Source organism: Roseofilum acuticapitatum BLCC-M154 (assembly GCF_030068475.1).
GTDB classification, from domain to species: Bacteria; Cyanobacteriota; Cyanobacteriia; order Cyanobacteriales; family Desertifilaceae; genus Roseofilum; species Roseofilum acuticapitatum.
This window is the reverse complement of the sequence record NZ_JAQOSP010000026.1, coordinates 34,623-55,281: the sequence shown is the minus strand read 5'-3', so window position 1 is coordinate 55,281 and position 20,659 is coordinate 34,623. Positions and strand designations below refer to the sequence as shown.

18 protein-coding genes and 1 tRNA gene are annotated in these 20,659 nt (G+C 47.2%); 14 read left to right on the top strand and 5 right to left on the bottom strand.

The features are described 5' to 3' along the window. Positions 1-313: 313 nt before the first annotated feature. From PMG71_RS04010 to PMG71_RS03970, 9 genes are all read left to right on the top strand, one after another. Positions 314-2,818, top strand: coding sequence for a peptidoglycan DD-metalloendopeptidase family protein (locus PMG71_RS04010; protein WP_283752354.1), 2,505 nt, complete (start codon positions 314-316; stop codon positions 2,816-2,818). 89 nt (positions 2,819-2,907) lie between these two features. Further along, positions 2,908-2,981: transfer RNA gene (locus PMG71_RS04005), tRNA-Met, on the top strand. 160 nt (positions 2,982-3,141) lie between these two features. Further along, positions 3,142-3,744, top strand: coding sequence for a peroxiredoxin (locus PMG71_RS04000; protein WP_283752353.1), 603 nt, complete (start codon positions 3,142-3,144; stop codon positions 3,742-3,744). Positions 3,745-3,782: 38 nt separating this feature from the next. Then, positions 3,783-4,388, top strand: coding sequence for a bifunctional adenosylcobinamide kinase/adenosylcobinamide-phosphate guanylyltransferase (gene cobU / locus PMG71_RS03995; RefSeq protein WP_283752352.1), 606 nt, complete (start codon positions 3,783-3,785; stop codon positions 4,386-4,388). Positions 4,389-4,524: 136 nt separating this feature from the next. After that, positions 4,525-5,064 carry a hypothetical protein gene (locus PMG71_RS03990; RefSeq protein ID WP_283752351.1) on the top strand — a complete coding sequence of 180 codons (540 nt, stop codon included), beginning with the start codon at positions 4,525-4,527 and terminating at the stop codon, positions 5,062-5,064. 14 nt (positions 5,065-5,078) lie between these two features. After that, on the top strand, positions 5,079-5,825 hold the full coding sequence (locus PMG71_RS03985) for a hypothetical protein (RefSeq protein WP_283752350.1): 747 nt from the start codon (positions 5,079-5,081) through the stop codon (positions 5,823-5,825). A 116-nt stretch (positions 5,826-5,941) separates the two neighbouring features. Further along, positions 5,942-6,898 (top strand): phosphoribulokinase, encoded by a 957-nt coding sequence (locus tag PMG71_RS03980; protein WP_283752349.1) that lies wholly within the window; start codon positions 5,942-5,944, stop codon positions 6,896-6,898. Between the two features lie 119 nt (positions 6,899-7,017). Continuing rightward, a complete protein-coding gene (gene radC, locus PMG71_RS03975) occupies positions 7,018-7,746 on the top strand; it encodes a RadC family protein (protein WP_283752348.1) in 729 nt (242 codons plus the stop codon). A 195-nt stretch (positions 7,747-7,941) separates the two neighbouring features. Continuing rightward, positions 7,942-10,092, top strand: a complete 2,151-nt coding sequence (locus tag PMG71_RS03970; protein ID WP_283752347.1) for a Tex family protein — start codon at positions 7,942-7,944, stop codon at positions 10,090-10,092. A gap of 350 nt (positions 10,093-10,442) precedes the next feature. Here PMG71_RS03970 and ppsA read toward each other — a convergent pair whose 3' ends face one another. The 4 genes from ppsA to PMG71_RS03950 all read right to left on the bottom strand — a co-directional run bounded on the left by ppsA (position 10,443) and on the right by PMG71_RS03950 (position 15,660). Next, positions 10,443-12,905 carry a phosphoenolpyruvate synthase gene (gene ppsA / locus PMG71_RS03965; RefSeq protein WP_283752346.1) on the bottom strand — a complete coding sequence of 821 codons (2,463 nt, stop codon included), beginning with the start codon at positions 12,903-12,905 and terminating at the stop codon, positions 10,443-10,445. 658 nt (positions 12,906-13,563) lie between these two features. Further along, positions 13,564-14,853, bottom strand: a complete 1,290-nt coding sequence (locus tag PMG71_RS03960) for a Glu/Leu/Phe/Val family dehydrogenase (protein ID WP_283752345.1) — start codon at positions 14,851-14,853, stop codon at positions 13,564-13,566. 226 nt (positions 14,854-15,079) lie between these two features. Then, positions 15,080-15,373, bottom strand: a complete 294-nt coding sequence (locus tag PMG71_RS03955; RefSeq protein ID WP_283752344.1) for a type II toxin-antitoxin system RelE/ParE family toxin — start codon at positions 15,371-15,373, stop codon at positions 15,080-15,082. Beyond that, positions 15,370-15,660, bottom strand: coding sequence for a hypothetical protein (locus PMG71_RS03950; protein ID WP_283752343.1), 291 nt, complete (start codon positions 15,658-15,660; stop codon positions 15,370-15,372). Before PMG71_RS03950 ends, PMG71_RS03955 begins: the two co-directional genes overlap by 4 nt. 138 nt (positions 15,661-15,798) lie before the next feature. Between PMG71_RS03950 and map the strand changes: the two genes are divergently transcribed. From map to PMG71_RS03925, 5 genes are all read left to right on the top strand, one after another. Further along, a complete protein-coding gene (gene map / locus PMG71_RS03945) occupies positions 15,799-16,587 on the top strand; it encodes a type I methionyl aminopeptidase (protein WP_283752342.1) in 789 nt (262 codons plus the stop codon). Positions 16,588-16,721: 134 nt separating this feature from the next. Then, positions 16,722-17,258, top strand: a complete 537-nt coding sequence (locus PMG71_RS03940) for a Fur family transcriptional regulator (RefSeq protein WP_283752341.1) — start codon at positions 16,722-16,724, stop codon at positions 17,256-17,258. Positions 17,259-17,294: 36 nt separating this feature from the next. Beyond that, entirely contained in the window at positions 17,295-17,717 is a 423-nt protein-coding gene (locus tag PMG71_RS03935) for a DUF309 domain-containing protein (protein WP_283752340.1), read from the top strand. A 22-nt stretch (positions 17,718-17,739) separates the two neighbouring features. Beyond that, positions 17,740-18,645 (top strand): hypothetical protein, encoded by a 906-nt coding sequence (locus tag PMG71_RS03930; RefSeq protein ID WP_283752339.1) that lies wholly within the window; start codon positions 17,740-17,742, stop codon positions 18,643-18,645. Positions 18,646-18,687: 42 nt separating this feature from the next. Next, positions 18,688-19,509, top strand: a complete 822-nt coding sequence (locus PMG71_RS03925; protein ID WP_283752338.1) for a DUF3598 family protein — start codon at positions 18,688-18,690, stop codon at positions 19,507-19,509. Here the strand turns inward: PMG71_RS03925 and PMG71_RS03920 are convergent. Further along, positions 19,506-20,603, bottom strand: a complete 1,098-nt coding sequence (locus tag PMG71_RS03920) for a Gfo/Idh/MocA family protein (RefSeq protein WP_283752337.1) — start codon at positions 20,601-20,603, stop codon at positions 19,506-19,508. The two genes, PMG71_RS03925 and PMG71_RS03920, sit on opposite strands and share 4 nt — an antisense overlap. Positions 20,604-20,659 lie beyond the last annotated feature (56 nt).

Here is a 20,659-nt window from a genome sequence, read left to right as displayed (position 1 = left end):
ATCTATAACTCAATCGAGTCAGTTGAATAAGAAATTTCTATCAGAAGTCTATTGATAGGGGTTTAAAGTCCTGAAACCCTTCAAAAATCTAGATAATCGATAAGGATGACAATTTAACCAGTCAGAGCTAGAATCATTGAAACAAAAATTAACGCTTGTCAGATTTGAAAAAGCAAGGTAGTCTTGCCTAAGCCTATTACATTGTCTGTGATTCCGATCTCCGAACTTAAGTGTTTCAAATCACGAAAGTTAGGTTATATTGACTCAGATAGCTCAGACACTGTTGAGCGCTCGTCTATTAGGAGGTCGTTCTTTGAAACGAGCAAATTCCCAGAAAGATAATCAATCGGTTCTGCTTCCCACCGCTGTATTTCAAGCGGAATTAGGTAACTCGAAGCAGGTTTCCCCAGATAGCAACCGCAGGGTGTGTACATCGGCAGCCATGATTGGCTTGGCGGCGATTTCCATGGGTTTTCCCAACCTATTATTCCCAGAAGGTCAGCAAGCGGCTAGAGCGGCAGAACCAGCAGCGCTTGACCCTAATCCAACTACTGATCTAACTTCCCAACCCAATTTAGCGGGTCGTGAAGTGTCCACAACAGTAGCTTCTCCAGGGTTTATAGCAGCACCTGCTTCTCTGGGAAATGCGCCTGCGGTCTTCGGAAGTCAAGGGTTTTCTCAAGTGGAAACCTTGAACGAGACATCCCCAATGCTCGGCTCGCAGCCTCTCGAAACTCCCTTGCTAGACAATAAGAGCCAATCTGCCTCTGAAGTCCCAGCTCAGGGAATGAAGGTCACCGCTCCGGCGATCCTCACTCCAGCATCAACCAGCCATCAACCGGTGGCCGAACAACAGAAAGAAAAAGAGCAAGCCGCCTTAGAAGAGGTAGTTAGCTATGTAACTTTACTAGAATCGGTAAACCCGGAATCATCCCGCACTTTAACTGTTCTCCCCTCTGGAAAAACTGCCCCTAAATTCCAAAGCGTGGCTGTAGAGGAATCTCCCGTCCAATCGGAATCGGTGATTCCGGTGACGACAGAAGCGCAACTACCAGAAGTCACGGCAGTTAAACCCTCTTGGCAGGAGCGGAACATCCCAGAGACAGGGGAAGTGAAAATTGCTCCCCAGGTGAGAGTTCAGCCCATGACTGTGCCTCAAGTGGATGAGGCCCCGAAAAAAGTTACTCTAGAAGTTTACCAAGTTCAATCGGGAGATACGGTCAACAAAATTGCTGAAACCCATGGCGTGGACTCCCAAGCTCTGATTGAAGCGAATCAGCTCAGTAATCCAGATGAGCTGGAAGTCGATCAGTCCTTGGCAGTACCTCGGTTTCAAACCTCTGGGTCAGCAGTAGCCCCCTCTCTAACCTGGCAAACGGCAGGAGAGCTAAAAACATTAGAGCAGTTAGAGGCTCAATCGAAAGGGTTTACGGAATCTCCAGAGGTTGCGTCAACTGAGACATTCCCGACTCAGTCCCTGCTCCCTCAAAGCCAAGCTGTTCCTACCTTAGAAAACGCTAACCCGATGCCGGAAGCGGCAGCAAGGGTGACAGAAGTTGAGGACTCTTCGGCTCAAACGAAAGATCAAAGCAAGGAAATGACCCCAGTGGAGTTGGGTTCAGCTCAGATGGAGCCAGAGCTAACTCAGTTGCCGATCGCCCCTTCCTTGAATTCTACTCCGATTGCTTCTACGTTTAATCCGACAAACTCGAATTTCCCCCAACCCATCCTGCATCAAGTGCAAACTGGGGAAACCTTAGATGCGATCGCCCGTCGCTATGGCGTAACGCGATCTGAGTTAATGCGAGTGAATCACATTACCAATCCCAATTTGATTCGAGTCCATCAAAATCTCAAGATTCCTAAGAGTCATAGCGTAGACTCATTTCCTGCAACAGCCCTGATTCCAGGAATGAATAGCACCCAAATTAGCTCATCTGTAATTGATCCCAATCAACCAGTAGCTTTGGTGAGCTTCAACGATGATTCGTCATCCCAAAAGCAGTCTACCAACTCCTCTAGTGGAGAAAACTCTTATAGTACCTATGTGGAAGGGTTAACCACAGAACTCAATCAGCTTCGCCAACAGTATCAAAATCAGCCGGCAAGCGTGACGTTACCCCTGACTCAACCCTCAACCCCAGTACAGCAGCCAGTGACTCCGGTGGCTCCCCCTGTAGAGCGGGTTAATCCAGAGTTCTCAGGTTCTAGTTCTGGTGGAAACTTAGAAGCAGACTTACGGCGCTTACAAGAGCAATATCGCTCTTCTAGTCCTTCGCTTCCCACAACTCCAGCTTCTGGAGGGGGGCAAAATGTAGCAGTGGCTCCACTAGGGCCAGATGCTTATGACCCCAGTAAGTTACCCATTGGGGAAATGGTTTCTCCAGAAGTTCCCCCCTTAGCGCCTGGTGAGCGTTATCTTCCCGATAGCCATCGCATGAATGGCTATATCTGGCCAGCTCAAGGAGTGTTAACCTCTGGATATGGCTGGCGCTGGGGTAGAATGCACCGAGGAATTGATATCGCTGGGCCCATTGGTACGCCGATTTTTGCGGCTGCGCCTGGTGTGGTAGATTATGCCGATTGGAATACTGGCGGTTATGGCTATTTGGTGGATATTCGCCATCCAGATGGTAGTTTAACTCGCTATGCCCACAATAACCGTTTGTTAGTCCGTGAGGGGCAAACCGTTCGCCAGGGACAGCAAATTGCGGAAATGGGAAGTACCGGTTACAGTACCGGCCCTCACCTGCACTTTGAAATTCATCCTTCGGGACAGGGTGCTGTTAATCCCATGGCCTATTTGCCCAATCGTTAAAGTTGATAATTGCTAGATCGGGAAAATTTTCCCGATCTGCCTTGCTTTTTGGCTCGCAATTAAGTTATAATCGTGAAGTTGCGAGTTTTGGCTCGGTAGCTCAGTTGGTTAGAGCAGGGGACTCATAAGCCCAAGGTCGGCAGTTCAAATCTGCCCCGAGCCATGGAAATATTAAATAGTCTTCAAAATCGTCTGTATCTTCTGGGTATAGGCGATTTTTATGGGATGCATTCCTCAAGATTAGGGAAAATTGGCAAAAAAAGGAGTCATAACGACTATGAGTATGATATGATTCGTAACAATATGTAACGGAGAAAGCAGACATGACTCAATCAGAAGGATGTATCCGCGTTGGCCAGGCTGCGCCTGACTTTACGGCAACCGCAGTGGTCGATCAAGAGTTTAAGACGATTAAACTATCTGACTATAAGGGTAAGTATGTGGTGATTTTCTTCTATCCCCTAGACTTTACCTTTGTTTGTCCGACCGAGATTACTGCATTTAGCGATCGCTATGAAGAATTCAAAAATCTAGGTACTGAAGTTCTAGGAATTTCTGTAGATAGTGAATTCTCTCACTTAGCTTGGATTCAAACCGACCGTAAATCCGGTGGTGTTGGCGATCTGAACTATCCTCTGGTCTCTGATATCAAAAAAGAAATCAGCGCTGCTTACAATGTCCTCGATCCCGATGCTGGAATTGCTCTGAGGGGTCTGTTCATCATTGACAAAGAAGGCGTGATTCAACATGCCACCATTAATAACTTAGCTTTTGGTCGCAACGTTGATGAAACCTTGCGCGTGCTGCAAGCGATTCAATATGTTCAATCTCACCCCGATGAAGTTTGTCCTGCGGGTTGGAAACCGGGTGAAAAAACCATGAACCCCGATCCGGTAAAATCCAAAGTTTACTTCGCAGCCGTATAAAAGATACTGCTTAGAAGTTGATTAACCAGGTACACTAAATGTACCTGGTTTTTTATGGGGAATATAAAGGATTGACTTGGCCAACTGATGCTTCTAGTAGAGGAACCGTTATATTAGTAACGGGGCCAGCGCGATCGGGTAAAAGTGAATGGGCGGAAACTTTGGCCCAGCAGAGTGAAAAAGTTGTGGTTTATGTGGCCACAGCCCACCTCGATCCTACGGATCGGGAATGGGTTGAGCGGATTGAGCGACATCAACAGCGCAGACCTGCACAATGGCAAACAAGGGAGGTTTCCGAGGATTTAAATCACTGCTTGGAGAAGGGGCAGAAAGGAGAATGTTTTTTAGTGGATTCTTTAGGAACTTGGTTAGCGAATTGTTTGGATCTAGAGGAAGAGGGTTGGTTATTGGTGGAACAAAGATTTTTAGCTCAGGTGGCAAAGACGCAAGCGGATCTGATTTTGGTGGCGGAGGAAACGGGATGGGGGGTGGTTCCGGCTTATCCTTTGGGTCGCCAATTTCGCGATCGCCTGGGAAACTTAGTGCGTCATGTCGGGGCGATCGCTGACCAAGTTTACCTAGTTACGGGAGGATATGTCCTCAATTTAACCCAGCTAGGAACTCCTTTGAAGACCAATCTTTAGAATTTTATAAGCTGTTTTGACTTAATTTCTCCCTTTCGATGGGCATAAGGCAGAGAGAATCAAGGTTAAGATGGGAATACAAGGGGAGCGATTAGGGATGTAAACCCTCATAAGTTGTATTCAGGTTAAATTATTTATGGCATCAGCAGACCAAGTTAAACGATATTTAGCCCACTGGCTTCAGTTAGGGCGCAAAATTTATATTCATAATGGCGATCGCTCTCTTTCTCCCCATCCTGTCATAGAAGGAAATCGCTATAGTAAAGCGTTTGAAGAGTGTTGGCAAACCCTCCTTGCTAACGAATCAGGAGACTGTTATTTAGAAGATACGGATCAAAGGATTGCCGAATTACTCACGGACAAATGGGATATTATTCTTTGCTGTCGTTGTGTGATGCCCATTCCCATGACCATTGGTAGCATGGAGTCTAAAACTTGTCCTTGTATTAGTCTCTCTAGTTGGCCTAATTTAGACTTACCTTTACCGCGATCGCCAGTGGATAATCAATCTATCTTAAGTACCATTAAACAACGGTTAATTCAGACCAGTGAAAAACCCATCCCTGCTGAAATAGCCATTTTAGAACCCGGTGAAACTCCTCCGCCAGTTAGCACTACTGACACTGAATTACTCAATAAGTTGCCCAAATGTCAGTGTTCTCATCAAGTAGCTTAAAGGAATGATGAGTCATGAGTAAAGCTTTCATTTGGACAATATGGTTGGTTTATGTGGTTTATCTCTTGTTTTCTGACCTACCTCCCGGCCCCTCTTTGCTGCATATTAATGCCGAATTACTGCAAGAAGTTTGGGATTTAAGCTTAAACTTTTGGTTTATTACTCCCTTGGTTTTACCGGACTCTGCACCCCTGTTGCATCCGGCCTTAGAAGGGTTATTTAATATGGTTGTGGCTTGGGCTTTATTATTATGGGGCTTTTTGGTGGATGGTCGGGGTCAAAAATGGCCGATGTTTCCCTTTTTAGTGGGTATTGCCTTTCTGACCAATGTGTTTTATTTGCCTTGGTTAGGGATTAGACGCAGTAATCCGGAATGGGGCGATCGCCCCCTATCCCCATTAGAACAAGTCACAGAAAGTCGCGGTTGGAGTCTCTTTTTAACCGGAATTGTATTTCTGTCGGTCAGTTGGGCCCTGTTTGCGAGACCGGAATTCGGTAATATGGGGCAACGGTGGCAAGATTTGATGCAAATTATATCAAGCGATCGCCTCGCCTATTCCTTTGCGATCGATCTACTCTTCTTTTCCCTCTTTCAATCCTGGCTCGTTGGCGATGACATGAAGCGCCGTCAATGGCATAATCCAACAATACTATGGGTCACTCGTCTCATTCCCTTTTTTGGCCTAGTCGCCTATTTTCTCCTCCGTCCTCCCCTCCCCATCCCAGATACTACCGTCTCTCTAGAACCAAAAAAGCAATAGCCATCAATTCGCCATGTTCAAGAATTGGTTTTTCCCATTCCCCATTCCCCATTTTCCCATTCCCCATTCATGGTATCATAAGGCAACTTAATCCCTCGACTTGGTACTCCTAAATCATGCCCACTCGTAACAGTTCTAACCGCCCAATTCTCCTGGGTATTGTCGGTGATAGCGCTGCTGGTAAAACCACCTTAACCAAAGGAATCGCTCAAGTTCTTGGAGAAGACAGCGTTACCGTTATTTGTACGGATGACTACCACCGATATGACCGTAAACAACGGGCAGAAATGGGCATCTCTGCACTGCACCCCGATTGTAACTATCTGGATATTATCCAACAACATCTAGGACTACTACGAACCGGTCAATCCATCCTCAAACCCATTTATAACCATGATACCGGGATGTTCGATGCCCCCGAATATATCGAACCCAAACGCTTTGTCATTGTTGAAGGACTCTTAAGCTATTCCACCCGCATTGCTAGGGATAGCTTTGACGTGAAAGTATATCTTGCTCCCCCCGAAGATCTCCGCAGTCAGTGGAAAATTAAGCGCGATACCCGCAAGCGCGGATATACTCAAGAACAGGTAATCGAACAACTCCGCAAACGGGAACCCGACTCAGAGCAGTTTATCCGTCCCCAACGGCAATGGTCGGATATTGTGGTCAGCTTCTATCCTCCCAATGATGGAACTGAGGAAAATGACCTTTTGTTAAATGTGCGTTTAGTCATGCGCCCCACTATTCCCCACCCCGATTTTACGGGTATTTTAGAGCCGAGCCGATCGCACCTCAGTTCTGCCATTCGTCTCGAATTAGACCGAGACATGAATAAACCCGTAGATGTTTTAGAAGTTGACGGTCATGCCAACAGCGAACAAGTTAGAGAACTGGAAAAAATTCTTTGTAATGATGTACCTTATTTAGGCAAATTCTGTAGTTTAGAAGGCAACGACGAAATCGGTAAACTTGTCGGCACAACCGGCGAAATTTTGCAAAGTTATCCCTTGGCACTCACTCAACTTTTGATTACTTATCATATGTTGAAAGCCGCCAATGTTTACGAGTGAATCCTGTGGGATCATAAGTCCCTCTCCCGTGGGAGAGGGATATAGGGAGAGGGCAGGATCACTCTAAATTTTTAATTTTTTGGCTGTCGCCAACCTGAAAACTTTTAATTTTAATTGAAATGACCTACAGTATCCGGATGCTGGATCTGCCCATCAGCGAACGCCCCCGCGAGCGTTTACTTGAGCTGGGAGCTAGTCATTTGACCGCAACCGAGTTAATTGCCATTTTGTTAGCGACCGGGCAAGGAAAAGGCAAATTATCGGCCATGGGATTAGGACAACATCTGTTAAAAGAACTCAGCGATGGGCAGCGCGACGCTCTAGAAGTCCTACGAGATATTAGTCCCCAAGAATTAACTAAAATTCATGGTATTGGCCCAGCTAAAGCCACCACCATTATAGCCGCCATCGAATTAGGAAAACGGGTGTTTGAATGCCGCCCGCTCAAGCGAGAAATCAAGAGTCCAGATGAAGCGGCGGCGGTTTTGAGTCATCAGTTAATGTGGCAAAATCAAGAAAAGTTTGCAGTGATATCTTTAGATGTTAAAAACCAAATTTTAGCCACTAAAGTAATTACCATCGGCACAGCTACTGAAACTTTAGCCCATCCTAGAGAAATCTTTCGAGAAGTGATTCGTCAAGGGGCAAGTCGTTTGATTATTGCCCATAATCATCCCACGGGAAGCACGGAACCAAGCGAGGAGGATCTGGAGCTAACAAAACAGTTATTACAGGCGGCTCAATTGTTAGGTATTCCGTTGTTAGATCACTTGATTTTAGGTCAGGGTTCCCATCAGAGTTTGCGTCAAACTACGGATTTATGGGATAATTATCAGGAGTTCGGTTAAGCTTTATTTACTGAACGGGTTATTGTTTTTATTTTATATGGCGTTTTGAAGCAATCAGCATTTTGCCCTCATCCCCTAACCCCTTCTCCCGCAGGAGAAGGGGCACAAGTCCCTCTCCCGTGGGAGAGGGATACAGGGAGAGGGCAAAATCTGGTCTATGCAAAAATTGATTAAAAATAGTATTGTGAATGAATCATGCTACAAATTCCGCGACAAATTGCCCAAGAATTAAACCTCAATCTCTCTCAAGTGGAGAATGTGCTGCAATTGCTGCAAGAAGGGGCGACGATTCCCTTTATTGCTCGCTATCGGAAGGAAAGAACGGGATCGCTCGATGAAGTGCAGTTGCGGGAAATTGCTGACCGCTCTCTCTATCTCTCGGAACTGGAAGCGCGGAAAAAGACGATTTTAGAGTCGATTGAGAGTCAAGGAAAACTGACGGATGAGCTAAAAGCGCAAATTGAGAACTGTGAGCAGAAAACGGAACTGGAAGACCTGTATCTGCCCTATAAACCGAAGCGCAGAACTCGCGCTACTATTGCGAAGGAAAAGGGACTCGAACCCCTGGCGCAATTGCTGCAAGACTTGAATACATCCCAAGGTTCGGTTTCGTCTTTAGAGGAGTTGGCTCAACCCTATTTAAATGCAGAAAAAGGGGTGGAGACGGTGGAAGAGGCGCTCAAAGGAGCGGGTGATATTCTTGCCGAACAAATGGCGGAAACGGCGACTTTGCGGGCGCAAGTGCGGGAACAGATGATGAAAACGGGGGCGTTTGTTTCTCAAATTAAGAAGGATTATCCGGAGGGAACGACAAAATATGAGATGTATCGCGATTATAGCGCTCCAGTGAGCAAAATTGCGGCTCATAATTGGTTGGCTTTGTTACGGGGAGAGGCGGAGAAGGTTTTGAAGCTGGATTTGGACTGCGATCGCGATAAAATCCTAGAGACCTTAGAAGGCCAGATTCTCCGTACCCGTAACCGGGTGTTGCGTCCCTGGTTTCAGGGGGTGATTGAGGATAGCTTTAATCGCTTGATGAAGCCGTCTTTAACCTCGGATATTCGCAGTGAGTGTAAATTGGCGGCGGATATTGAGTCTATCCAAACCTTTGAAACGAATCTGCGGGAGCTGCTGCTTTCTCCTCCAGCAGGAATGAAGCCGACGCTGGCGATTGACCCCGGATTTCGCACGGGGTGTAAGGTGGCGGTGTTGGATGAGACGGCGAAGTTTCTGGAGTATCAGGCGATTTTTCCCCACCAGGGAGAGCGGAAACGGCAGGAGGCGGCCCAGGTTATCGTTAAGCTGATTGGGAAGTATAGCATTGAGTTGATTGCGATCGGTAATGGTACGGCTTCCCGCGAAACGGATCAATTTGTGACCGAAGTGTTGCAAAATTTAGAGCGCAAACCGATTAAGGTGATGGTGAATGAATCGGGGGCTTCGATTTATTCGGCTAGTGATTTGGCGCGGGAGGAATTCCCCGATTTAGATGTGACGGTGCGGGGTGCAATTAGTATTGGTCGGCGGTTGCAAGACCCGTTGGCGGAATTGGTGAAAATTGACCCGAAATCGATTGGCGTGGGGCAATATCAGCATGATGTGGATCAGAAATTGCTGAAAAAACAGTTAGACGAAACGGTGGAAAGTTGCGTGAATTATGTGGGGGTGGATTTAAATACGGCTTCGATGCAGTTGTTGTCGTTTGTGTCGGGAATTACGCCCACCATTGCCAAGAATGTGGTGAAGTTCCGGGATGAAAATGGGGCGTTTAAGAATCGTCGTCAGTTGCTGAAAGTGCCGAAGTTAGGGCCGAAGGCGTTTGAACAAGCGGCGGGGTTTTTGCGAATTCGTGAGGGTGAGAATCCGTTGGATAATACGGCGGTGCATCCAGAGAGTTATGGCATTGTGGAGCAGATGGTACAGGATCTGAATTTGCCGTTGGCGAGAGTTGGAGAAATTGCGGATCGGGTGAGTAAAATTCGCTTGGAAAACTATATTACGGAGGCGATCGGATTACCAACGCTCAAAGACATTGTGAATGAGCTTCAGAAGCCGGGACGCGACCCTAGAGCCAAATTTGAATATGCGACGTTTAGAGAGGGCATCAATGAGATTACAGACCTAAAAGAGGGGATGATTTTAGAGGGGGTGGTATCGAATGTGGTGAACTTTGGCGCGTTTGTGGATATTGGGGTACACCAAGATGGATTAATTCATATTTCTGAAATGGCGGATCGTTTTGTGAGCGATCCCAAGGATATTGTCAAGGTGGGACAGGTGGTGAAGGTGAGGGTTTTGGAGGTGAATGAGAAGTTAAAACGAATTGGTTTGTCGTTGAAGGTTTAACGAAGTTATGGATGGGAAATGAGGGATACGGTTAAACTTGCCCCTACAAGAATAGGGAATATTGATTAATTCGTACGGGCGGGTTATACCCAAATCTAGGACACCCACAGATCAATAACGTAAACCCGCCCATCCCAACCATTTTGGTTAAATGATGACAAGGGGCGGCAATTGATTGATTCCGGCGAAGACCAGAAACCCGGTTTCTTGAAGAAACCGGGTTTCTAGACAGGGGTGGGGGCAGGTTTAGGGAATTGATGGGTGGGTGTTCTAGATTTGGGTATAACCCGCCCCTACAAAAATTGGTAATAATGCATTAACCCGCCCCCACCATGGATTAACCCGCTAAATTATCCGCGCTCCAGTTCGGCAATATCCAACATTGTCTTCAACACTGAATCCGGATTCAAACTAATCGAATCAATGCCTAACTCGACTAAAAAGCGGGCGAATTCTGGATAATCACTCGGTGCTTGACCGCAGATGCCGATTTTTCGACCTTCGGCTTTTGCGGTTTCAATGGCCATTTTCACCATCCGTTTAACGGCTTCATTGCGTTCGTCAAATAAGGGCGCAACTAACCCGGAATCCCGGTCTAAACCTAATGTGAGTTGGGTTAAATCATTGGAACCAATGGAAAACCCGTCAAAGACTTGGGCAAATTCGGAGGCTAAAATCACGTTGCTGGGTAACTCGCACATGACATAAACTTGCAAGCCATGTTTACCCCGTTTCAGTCCATGTTTTTCCATTTCTGCTAACACCTTGCGCCCTTCTTCTGGAGTCCGACAGAAGGGAATCATGGGGATAGCATTCACCAATCCCATGTCATCGCGAACCCGTTTTAAGGCTTGGCATTCTAGGGCGAAGGCTTCCCGATATTGGGGGTCGTAATAGCGGGAGGCTCCGCGCCAGCCAATCATGGGGTTTTCTTCCTGGGGTTCAAATTGACGACCGCCTAAAAGATTGGCGTATTCGTTGCTCTTGAAGTCGGAAAGCCTGATAATGACGGGATGGGGATAAAAGGCGGCGGCGATCGCCCCCATACCATAGGCTAACCGATCCACAAAGAAGTCGGGTTTATAGGGATAGTGTGCCGTCAGCTCCTCAATTTCCGCCTTTACGTCGGCATCTTCGAGGTCGTCAAAGTGAAGGAGCGCTAAGGGATGGGTCTTAATTTGATTGGCAATAATGAACTCTAAACGAGCTAAACCGACTCCATCACAGGGTATGGCTGATAACCGGAATGCCTCCTCTGGGTTGCCCACGTTCATGAGAATCTGCGTGCGGGTTCGAGGTAAATCATTTAACACCGTTTCCTGCACTTCAAAGGGTAACAAACCGGAGTAAACATTGCCCTGTTCCCCTTCGGCACAGGAGACGGTAATTTCCTGACCATTACTTAACCGCTCGGTCGCTTTTTCGCACCCGACAACGGCGGGAATGCCCATTTCTCTAGCAATAATGGCGGCGTGGCAGGTGCGTCCCCCGGTATTGGTGACGATCGCGCTCGCTTTCTTCATGATTGGCTCCCAATCGGGATCGGTGCGATGGGTGACCAGCACTTCCCCGGACTGGAATTGATCGATTTGCGACACATCCAGAATCACCCGTGCGGGGCCGGAGGCGATCGCCTCTCCCACGGCTCGACCTTGCACCAACAGCTCGCCCTGTTCCTGCAACTGATAATGGCGTAAAACTTGGCTCGACTTCTGGGACTGCACCGTTTCCGGCCGTGCTTGCACAATAAACAACTGCCCGGTTTTCCCATCTTTGGCCCATTCAATGTCCATCGGGGTATAGGTTTGCCGCAATTTAGAGTAATGATCCTCAATCATCACAGCCCAATCTCCGAGCTTGAGAATTTCCTCATCACTGAGGGCAAACTGTTGTTGCCGCATCCAAGGAACCGGCACAATCTTCGTCGCATGGTTGCCATCCTCACGATAGACCATTTTAATCGCCTTACGACCCAGACGTTTCTGCAAAATCGGCTTGAATCCTTCGCGCAATGTGGGTTTAAACACCAAATATTCATCCGGGTTTACCGATCCTTGCACCACGGTTTCTCCTAACCCATAGGCAGCCGTAATCAGAGCGGTGTTCTTAAATCCCGTTTCTGGATCAATGGAGAACATCACCCCGGAAGTCGCTAGGTCAGAGCGTACCATTTTTTGCACGCCTACAGAGAGGGCGACCTCAAAATGGTCAAAGCCTTTATGGGTGCGATAGGAAATGGCGCGATCGGTAAACAGGGACGCAAAGCAGCGATGAACCGCTTTAATGACCTCATTTAAGCCAGAAATATTCAGATAGGTGTCCTGTTGACCGGCAAAACTGGCATCGGGTAAATCTTCTGCGGTGGCTGAAGAGCGCACTGCTACATCGGGATCTTTACCGTAGAGTTCTCCTAAGCGCTGATAGGCAACGGCGATCGCCATTTCGATGTCTTTCGGGAATTTAGTATTGAGAATGAGCGATCGCGCCTTAGCTGCTCGCTGACGCAACAATGGCCCATTCTCCACATCCAAATCTGTCAACAGTTCCCGCAGTTGCGGCTCTAACCCCGCCGACGAGATAAAATAACGGTAAGCATGGGCCGTAATGGCAAATCCTTGGGGCACATTAATCCCTTTGGGCGTTAACTGACCGATCAGTTCTCCTAACGACGCATTTTTACCGCCAACTAAGCCAATATCATTTAAACCGACTTGATCGAACCAAAGGATCAAGGCATTTTGTTTCCACAACACCAAAGCCTTGGCTTTAGCTTCTTGGGTATAAGCATTTGTTAAAGCAACAGTTTTTAACATTTTTTTAATCTCTCCAAAAACTGGAATAATAGAGGCAAAAGGCAACAGGCAACAGGCAACAGTTACAGCACGTTGCTCTGCTCTGCGACACATATCGATCCCCCTAAATCCCCCTTAAAAAGGGGGACTTTTATTGCCCCCCCTTAAAAAGGGGGACTTTTATTGCCCCCCCTTAAAAAGGGGGACTTTTATTGCCCCCCCTTAAAAAGGGGGACTTTTATTGCCTCCCCTTAAAAAGGGGGACTTTCGCTGCCTCCCCTTAAAAAGGGGGACTTTTACTGCCTCCCCTTAAAAAGGGGGACTTTTACTGCCTCCCCTTAAAAAGGGGGACTTTTACTGCCTCCCCTTAAAAAGGGGGGACTTTTACTGCCCCCCTTTTTAAGGGGGGTTGGGGGGATCTTCGCCTATCGAATCAAAGAGGTAAATTGAATCAAAGAGATAAAGATTCCAAAAATGAATTAAGGGGGGTAGAGAGTGGGAAGCAGTGCCACCCCTACCGGGAATCTTTACCTGAAAATAGAATGGGATGAAAAAGTGGGAAAAATTGATCCCTGAATGTTAAAAAGCAATTTCAAAATGGATTATCTCAATTCTAGCAAACAAATTGTCAATGAGACAAGAGAATGTTGCTGATTTGTAACAGAAAAACCAAACTCAATTACGGATATAAACCGCGATCGCTCAAAGCCTGAGCCACACGACCCACACCCAAGGTATACGCCGCCAACCGTAACGGAATTCCACGGTTTTGAGACTCTTCATAAACCCGATGATACGCCCGTACCATCAAGCCTTCCATCTCCTGGTTTACCCGTTCCTCATCCCAAAATACATAGGACTGGCCTTGTACCCATTCCAGATAGCTAACCACCACACCACCGGCATTAGCCAAAATATCCGGTAAAACCGTAATACCGCGACTTTGCAACAGTTGATCTGCAACCAGCGTCACCGGGCCATTTGCCGCTTCTGCCACAATTTGTGCCTGAATCTGAGCCGCATTGTCTTCCGTAATCTGATTTTCCAGAGCTGCTGGAATCAGCACATCACAGGGCAAAGTTAGCAGTTCCTCATTACTAATCAGTTCGCCACCGGGGAAGTTACCCATATGGCCATGATGTTCAACCACATGCTTATAGAGTGCAGGAATATCTAAACCATTTTCGGCAAACACGCCACCGGAAACATTAGAAACTGCTAACACTTTAGCCCCTGCTTCATGGAGTAACAGAGCAGCCGCACTACCCACATTACCGAAGCCTTGAATGACCACAGAAGCACCCGCCAAGGGTTTCCCCTGTTGCGCCAAAGCTTCCCGCACCACAATCATCACTCCTCGACCAGTTGCCTGTTTCCGTCCCTTAGAACCGCCCACAGACAGGGGTTTACCCGTGACAATTCCGGGAACCGCATGACCGACATTCATGGAATAGGTATCCATCATCCAAGCCATTTCCCGCGCCGAAGTCCCCATATCGGGAGCCGGAATATCAACAGCCGGGCCAATATCCTTAATCAGTTCGCTGGTATAGCGGCGAGTAATCCGCTCTAGCTCACCCACGCTATATTGATTCGGGTCAATAGCAATACCGCCTTTAGCTCCGCCGTAGGGAATCCCCAGTAAGGCACATTTCCAGGTCATCAGCATGGCCAAAGATGAGACTTCCTGCAAGGTGACGGAGGGATGATAGCGCGTTCCCCCTTTGTAAGGGCCGAGAACATCGCAATGTTGGACTCGGTGTCCGGCTAAAACCTGCACTTCTCCGGTATCAAGCTTAACAGGAATCGAAACCGTTACCACTTTGCGGGGATTTTCCAAAACCACCAGAATACCCGGATCGATATTAAGTTCAGAACCGGCTTGCTGTAAGTAACTACAGGTGCGATCCATCGGGCAAATATGGGCCGGAGTTGGAGGCTGGGGCATCTTAACTGAGGTGTTCATCATCAGAGTTTACCTCTTATGTATGGTGTTAATTCAACCTTATAGCTCTAGATTAGCCCACAATTATAAAGAAAAACAAAAAACTGTAAATTTCGTAACAATTTGACATTTTTTAACATAATTCTCATAATTCCGCTCTGCCTGTGTCCTGAGCGGAGTCGAAGGGTAGATCTCTCCTATCCTTTGAAATGTGAGTTGTAGGGTGGGCAGGGTATAGAGCGATCGAAATCTATTCTTCCAAGCTATCCGACAAATTACGATAACCACTCATCACACGCACGATTTCAATACCGTCTTCCATCACTCGATAGAAGATGATGTACCCCATCAACGGAGTGCCTCGTAATCCGGGCTTCATATGAGCGTAAGAACGTCCTGAATAAGGAAACTTACTCAATTGCTGGCATTTGCGATGAAACCCCTCAACAAAGCGATCGCCTGCATCTAAACTCTTTTCCAAAAAATAATCAGAAATTTCTTCTAAATCCCGGCTTGCCCCAACCGTAATTCTTAAACGGCTCATTGTTCCTGCTCTCTAGCTGATAAGACTTTCTGTCGAAGTTTAGCAATAACGGTTTCTCCATCCAATACGTCCCCTCGTTTTGACTGCTCCAATCCTTCTTCTAGCTTTTGTCGAGTGTGTTCTAACCATTGTAAGTATTGGGGATTGTCCTCTAGTTCTTCTAATTCAGTTTCATCAACCAGAAGCATTAAGGCCGCATCCAGGGCCTCTTGCAATGAAGCATACCGTCCTTGTTTGACTAGCAACGTTAACACTTGGGTTTGTTCTTCAGTTAAGGCGATCATCATGATACCTGCTACATTATCTGGGTGAGCCAAATTCCCCTTATTCTAAACCAGAGCCTTAATCAGTCATCTCCCCATTTCCCCATTCCCGTATGATGGATAAAGAGTGAAGAGCTTGATGACCTTTGAGATCTTAGAAACATGGGAAGCGAAACAATCGTATTATTATCGCGGCGCGAAATCGACAAAATGCGCCAAGCCGGAATCTTAGCCAGCCAGTTACTGGATCACTTAGCGCCCATGGTGCAACCGGGAGTAACCACTTTAGAATTAAATGATGAAGCTGAACGCTGGACTCGCGAACATGGAGCCATTAGTGCGCCTTTGGGATATCATGGGTTTCCCAAATCCATTTGTACCAGTGTGAATGAGGTGATTTGTCATGGTATCCCCAACAGCAAACAAAAACTGAAAGATGGGGATATTATTAATATCGATGTGACTCCGATTCTGGATGGCTATTATGGGGATACCTCGCGAACGTTTTTTGTGGGGACTCCTTCACCGGTTGCTAAAAAGTTGGTGGAAGTGACCTATGAATGTATGATGCGCGGGATTGCGGCAGTGAAACCGGGGGGCAGAATTGGGGATATTGGCGCAGCAATTCAAGAGTATGCGGAAGGTCATGGCTTTTCTGTGGTGCGCGATTTTGTCGGTCATGGGATTAATCGTGAGTTTCATACGGCTCCCCAGGTTCCTCATTATGGGGTACGGGGTAAGGGGAAACGGTTGCGTAAGGGGATGGTGTTTACTATTGAGCCGATGATTAATGAAGGCACTTATGAAGCGCAGGTTTTAGAGGATAATTGGACGGCAGTGACCAAAGATGGCAAGCTCTCGGCCCAGTTTGAACATACGATCGCCGTTACGGAGAATGGCGTAGAAATCTTGACTTTACCAGAATCCCAAGACGAGGTGAAAAGCGCTTAGGGCTATTCAGGAGTCCTCGGTCTGAAGATACGGGGACTCATAAACTAGAATTATTCTCAATAAAATTGTTTTTTTGCAAATCAGTAATTCGCGCTTTATAATTGTGAAAACAGCACTATTGTTGAGAATTCCCCATGTCTCTCTATACTCCTACCTCTCTCAAGGCTGAACTGAATTCTAAAGGTTGGCGCTTAACCCCGCAGAGGGAAACGATTCTGCATGTTTTTCAGAATCTTCCCAGGGGAAACCATCTGAGTGCCGAAGAACTCCACGATCTTCTGAAACAGAGGGGTGAGCGGATTAGCCTATCGACGATTTATCGCACGGTCAAACTGATGGCCAGGATGGGGATTATTCGGGAATTGGAACTGGCAGAAGGTCATAAACATTACGAATTGAATCATCCCTACCCCCATCATCATCATCACATTGTCTGCGTTCAGTGCAACCAGACCCTAGAATTTAAGAATGATGCGATTCTTAAACACAGCTTAAAACAAGCCTCGAAAACCGGGGTACAGATGATTGATTGTCAATTGACGATTCATGCTATTTGTCCGGAAGCGATTCGCAAAGGATGGCCAGCCATGTTACCGAGTAGTTGGTCTTGTTCGATGGCGATCGCCTCCAGTCATAATAATCTAGAAGAGATTCAAGAATATCTCGATTAAGAAGAATCTGAAGACCTATCATAGAAGACCCAACCTATGTCCGATCCTCTGCCCCCTGAATTTTGGCACGGCATTGAACAATTTAACCAACAAGAATTTTATGCCTGTCATGATACCCTAGAAGCCATTTGGCTCGAAGCCTCGGAACCGGAACGCACCCTTTATCAAGGCATCCTACAACTTGCGGTCGGTATTTATCATCTGAGCAATCAAAATTTACGGGGGGCAATGATATTACTCGGTGAAGGGATCGGCCGCTTGAGTCGCTATCAACCGGACTACGCAGGATTAGACATTCGCCAACTGCTCATACAAAGCAAAACTTTACTGACTGAACTGCAACAAGCCAGCCTGAATTCTGCGGATCGGGTAAATATTGACGAGTATTCTCAACTATTGCCTAAAATTGAGTTTGTCGATCAAACCCATGGAACTGAACGCCCTGAAACCCATTGTTAATCATCAACTGTGAATTAATCTCATGAGTGTCTTATCCAAAACCTTGGGCATGGCATTAGTTTTAAGCCTATCCTATGGACTCCCCTCCCTAGCCCAAACCTCCACCTTCGCCCTAACTCCCGAAGTCACCGTTATGGAGGATGGGCGCAACTATAGATTTGAAGCGGGGCAAGGTATTTATCGCGTGCGATATAACTACACGGGTAAAAACTGGACTCATGCGGATGTTGCCCCCATTCGCATCAACACCAACCAACCCATCGCCATTTTACCGATTCAGTATACCGCTAACTCCATGCAACCGGGAGCCAAAGTTGAGGATTACCATGTGGGACTCTATTGGAATACGGTGACTGCTAATGAACTTTATCAACGGTTAACCGCCCTTGGATTTTATGTCCTGGTTCCCACGATTCAAATGTATGGCGAAAATCTCGACGGGTTTCAAGCCTTAGAACACTATATCGCTGGTGTCCATAAAGGGAACCGTAATGTGCAGACCCTAATTTTAACTGCTGATGCCCATGTCGTCAGTGAGGCTAATCCGTTTCCGGGGGCACAAATGTTAGTGACTGGGTTGCATGAGCGCGATCGCCAATGGGAAAATCGCATTCAAGCCAAACTGCAACCCTTTTATCAACAGCAAGGGTTACGCAACATTGGCCCTAGAGTAAGGGGAGGAAAAAGCGATCGCGAAGGGCATTCCCTAGCCTGGCATCCCCTGATTGAGCGAGCAGCCGAATATAATCCCCATGTTGCCATTCTAGAAGTGGCCCAAGCCAGGGAAATTATGGCTAAAGTCGGATCTTGGGAAAGAGCTGCTCAATGGGCAACTCCTGTATTTGACGCAGTAGCCGCAGCCATGGCAGAACAAGCTTGTGTGAATGGCGCACAACTGCCCCAAGTCTGTGGGAATGTCACCAATTAATCATTCCCTATTCCCTATTCCCTATTCCCCATTCCTTAAATTATGCGATCGCAGTGGCAAAATCTCTTAGAAAACCTCGGCATTTGGGACGGTTCCTTTACCCAATTCTCACCCCTAGGCATCCTGGAAAAAGATACCCCCACCGTCGTTACCCTCGAAGGCAGAGATAACAACCAAACCGTTTACCAAACCGTGCAACGATTTCCCCCTGGGGAAACTCCACCCCCCATGCTCGAACTCGAATACAAAACTCTCCATCGCAATATTCTCTTCTTCGACGATGGGCATTTTTCCCAAGGCAGTGCCCACTATAACCCCTTTGCTACTTTTGGGGGTGAATTTGGCTTTATCCACCAACAGCGCCGCCTCCGCTTCGTGATTCTCTATCAAAAAAGTTACCTTGACCAAATTACCCTGATTCGGGAAAAACTCCGAGGGACAACGATTCCCGAACGTCCCCCCTTAACCGTCGAGCAACTCTTAGGAACCTGGGAAGGGGAAGTCATCACCCTCTATCGAGATCTGCGCCCCCCAGACGAAACCCAAAGCACCCTGACTCTCTCGCGAGAGGGGAATGAAATCACTCAAACCCTGAACAGTAATGATTTTAATCTGACCTCAACGGCAATCCTAGAGGGGTCTAGATTAGAATTTTCGGGAGGATATCAACCGGTGCAAGTTCTCTTACTTCCTGATGGGGGTTCAACTACTAGCCCAGTGAGCCTGGAATCTGGAAAACCCTTCTTTTTGGAAGTGGGATGGCTGATTTCCCCGACGGAGCGCCTACGGCTCATTCGTAACTACGATCGCCAAGGCGCTTGGGAAAGCTTGAGTTTAGTGACTGAATACAAAACCGGTTCTTAGTCGTGAGGAACCTCAACCCAACGGTTACTGGTATGAGATTGATGGGTTAAGTCCATCAACAGTTGGGAGTATACTCCTTCTTTGAGGGTGGGAACAGTCGGTGGAGCAGAAGGATTTTCGATGCTGTCTACCCAAGCATCAACGACGCGCATAAAGGCGGCAATGCGTCCATCGGGGTAGGTTTGGGGAAATTCTAGCCGTTGGGGAATTTCTAGTTCGCTCAAGGGTTCGCCAAATTTGGCTCCTTGCAGGGTAAAGCCATAGATATAATCTTTTTGATTGGCACTGCCTAAAATTAGGGTAGCGCGATCGCCATAGACTTCTACCCAATGCCCCCGTCCTTGATAGGCGATGGAACTGAGGGAAACTTGACAGGGTGTACCATCCGCGAGTTCGAGCATCAGTAAACCGGTGTCATCTGCGTCTACCGGTTTGAGTTCCCCCGTTGTCGGATCGGGGCGCTCGGAAATCGCGGTACTCAAACGAGCGGATAGGCGCTTGATGTCTCCAAAGAGCCAGGCAATGTAGTCAAAGGTATGGGAACCGATCGCCCCTAATGCGCCGCCTCCTTTCTCTTTTTGGGAATACCAATTCCAAGGACGATTCGGATCGGAGCGTGAGGGAGCGAGCCAATCAATTTTGATGAAGCGTTTTTCACCGACATAGTTATCAGCTAAAAGTTCTTGAAACCGTTGCCAGGCTGGGACAAAGCGAAATTCAAAATCCATGGCTGCGACTACCCCTTGAGCTTGGGAGAGTTGATAAAGTTCTTGGGCTGATTCAACAGATAGGGTGGTGGGTTTTTCCAGTAAGAGATGTTTTTTGGCTTCCAAAACGGTTTTCGCCATCTCGTAGTGTAGGAAGGGCGGGGTGGAAATGCTAACGGCATCTACTTCTGGTAAATTGGCGATCGCCTCTACGGTATCCACAGCATGGGGAATTTGATGTTGGCTGGCGATCTTTTGAGCGGTAGCGAGATCTCGGTGATACACGGCTACCACTTGAGTGCGGTGGTGATGCTCAAAAGCGGGAATATGGACTTTTTGCCCAAATCCTGTGCCCACAATGCCGATACCAATAGGAGACTGACTCATAGAATTTTCCAGATTACCTCTACTGTGAATTATCTATAAAGAGTAACCCAATCGGC

Excerpts from the sequence above, each read along its gene's own strand:
- PMG71_RS04000 (WP_283752353.1), top strand. The coding sequence starts at position 3,142 with ATGACTCAATCAGAAGGATGTATCCGCGTTGGCCAGGCTGCGCCTGAC.
- cobU (WP_283752352.1), top strand. The coding sequence starts at position 3,783 with ATGTACCTGGTTTTTTATGGGGAATATAAAGGATTGACTTGGCCAACT.
- PMG71_RS03990 (WP_283752351.1), top strand. The coding sequence starts at position 4,525 with ATGGCATCAGCAGACCAAGTTAAACGATATTTAGCCCACTGGCTTCAG.
- PMG71_RS03985 (WP_283752350.1), top strand. The coding sequence starts at position 5,079 with ATGAGTAAAGCTTTCATTTGGACAATATGGTTGGTTTATGTGGTTTAT.
- PMG71_RS03980 (WP_283752349.1), top strand. The coding sequence starts at position 5,942 with ATGCCCACTCGTAACAGTTCTAACCGCCCAATTCTCCTGGGTATTGTC.
- radC (WP_283752348.1), top strand. The coding sequence starts at position 7,018 with ATGACCTACAGTATCCGGATGCTGGATCTGCCCATCAGCGAACGCCCC.
- PMG71_RS03970 (WP_283752347.1), top strand. The coding sequence starts at position 7,942 with ATGCTACAAATTCCGCGACAAATTGCCCAAGAATTAAACCTCAATCTC.
- ppsA (WP_283752346.1), bottom strand. The coding sequence starts at position 12,905 with ATGTTAAAAACTGTTGCTTTAACAAATGCTTATACCCAAGAAGCTAAA.
- PMG71_RS03960 (WP_283752345.1), bottom strand. The coding sequence starts at position 14,853 with ATGATGAACACCTCAGTTAAGATGCCCCAGCCTCCAACTCCGGCCCAT.
- PMG71_RS03955 (WP_283752344.1), bottom strand. The coding sequence starts at position 15,373 with ATGAGCCGTTTAAGAATTACGGTTGGGGCAAGCCGGGATTTAGAAGAA.
- PMG71_RS03950 (WP_283752343.1), bottom strand. The coding sequence starts at position 15,660 with ATGATGATCGCCTTAACTGAAGAACAAACCCAAGTGTTAACGTTGCTA.
- map (WP_283752342.1), top strand. The coding sequence starts at position 15,799 with ATGGGAAGCGAAACAATCGTATTATTATCGCGGCGCGAAATCGACAAA.
- PMG71_RS03940 (WP_283752341.1), top strand. The coding sequence starts at position 16,722 with ATGTCTCTCTATACTCCTACCTCTCTCAAGGCTGAACTGAATTCTAAA.
- PMG71_RS03935 (WP_283752340.1), top strand. The coding sequence starts at position 17,295 with ATGTCCGATCCTCTGCCCCCTGAATTTTGGCACGGCATTGAACAATTT.
- PMG71_RS03930 (WP_283752339.1), top strand. The coding sequence starts at position 17,740 with ATGAGTGTCTTATCCAAAACCTTGGGCATGGCATTAGTTTTAAGCCTA.
- PMG71_RS03925 (WP_283752338.1), top strand. The coding sequence starts at position 18,688 with ATGCGATCGCAGTGGCAAAATCTCTTAGAAAACCTCGGCATTTGGGAC.
- PMG71_RS03920 (WP_283752337.1), bottom strand. The coding sequence starts at position 20,603 with ATGAGTCAGTCTCCTATTGGTATCGGCATTGTGGGCACAGGATTTGGG.